The organism is Methylosinus sp. KRF6, from assembly GCF_018887255.1.
Taxonomy (GTDB): domain Bacteria; phylum Pseudomonadota; class Alphaproteobacteria; order Rhizobiales; family Beijerinckiaceae; genus Methylosinus; species Methylosinus sporium.
Genome location: NZ_JAHLJF010000044.1, coordinates 1 through 1,308, shown reverse-complemented (window position 1 = coordinate 1,308; position 1,308 = coordinate 1). Strand labels below are relative to the sequence as shown.

The window sequence follows — 1,308 nt, the reverse complement described above, 5'->3', positions numbered from 1 at the left end:
AGCCCGCCGAGCCGCTCGAAAACGAGCTCCCCAGCGCCTCCGCCGGCTGACGGCGGGAGCATGTCGGCGGGCTCGGTTTTGGCGGCTCACGACCTTGGAGCTGCGGCGCTTGCTTTTGGAGGAGCGCGTCCCAGATGCTGCGGAGTGAGAGCGGCGCTTCGGGCGCCGGCGCAGCGGAGTCGATCGACGCTTTGGCCATGACGAGCGACATGCGGGACATAGCCCTCGTCACAGGCGCGAGCGGTTTCATCGGAGGGGCGGTCGCCGCTCTGCTGCACGAAGAGGGGTTTCGCGTGCGCGCCTTCGTGCGGCCGACGAGCCCGCGCGCCAATCTCCGCCCCCAATACGAAGTTTTCGAAGGCGACGTGACCGATCGCGATAGTCTGCGCGCTGCGCTTCGCGGCGTTCGCTATCTCTTCCATGTCGCCGCCGACTACCGGCTGTGGGCGCCCGATCCGACTATCGTCATGCGCACCAATCTCGAGGGCACGCGCATCGTCATGGAGGAGGCGCTGCGCGCCGGCGTCGAGCGCATCGTCCATACGAGTAGCGTCGCGACGCTCGCGCCCGACGCTTCCGGCCTCTGCGACGAGACGCGGCGGCTCGCGGTCTGCGATCGGCTCGGCGCCTATAAGCGCAGCAAGCTCCTGTCCGAACGTCTGGTCGAGGAAATGGTCGAGCGCGACGCTCTGCCGGCCGTCATCGTCAATCCCTCCGCGCCGCTCGGGCCCGGCGACGTGCGCCCCACGCCGACCGGACGCATCGTGCTCGAGGCGATGCGCGGCAATATGCCGGCCTATGTCGACACCGGCCTCGCCGTCGTTCATGTCGCCGATGTCGCCGCCGGCCATCTCGCCGCGCTGCGCCTGGGGCGCATCGGCGAACGCTACATCCTCGGCGGCGAGAATGTCGAGCTCTCCGAGCTGCTCGCGGAGGTCGCGAAATTCAGCGGCGGCCGCCCGCCGCTGATGCGGCTGCCGCGCTGGCCGCTGCTGCCGGTCGCCCACGCCAATGAGGCGCTGGCGCGCCTCACCGGCCGCGAGCCTTTCCTCAATGTCGAGAGCCTGCGCCTCTCGGCGGTGACGATGTTCTTCGACGATTCCAAGGCGCGGCGCGAGCTCGGCTATCGTTCCCGACCCTACCGCCATGCGCTCGCCGATGCGGTCGAATGGTTCGGCGCGCGCGACCGCGCCAAGCGCGGGCCGCCGCAGGCCGCGCGCCGGGCCCCCGGCGACGCGCTCGGCGAATAGGCGCCAGGGCTCCGAATTCGGGTTAACGGCGGTTAACGGATCGGCTCAGGCATGATTC

At 70.0% G+C, this 1,308-nt stretch carries 1 protein-coding gene; it reads left to right on the top strand.

The features are described from left to right. Positions 1-134: 134 nt before the first annotated feature. The gene (gene hpnA / locus KP010_RS22440) at positions 135-1,250 is read left to right on the top strand and encodes a hopanoid-associated sugar epimerase (RefSeq protein ID WP_343219814.1); all 1,116 of its coding nucleotides are present in this window, start codon (positions 135-137) and stop codon (positions 1,248-1,250) included. Positions 1,251-1,308: the final 58 nt, after the last annotated feature.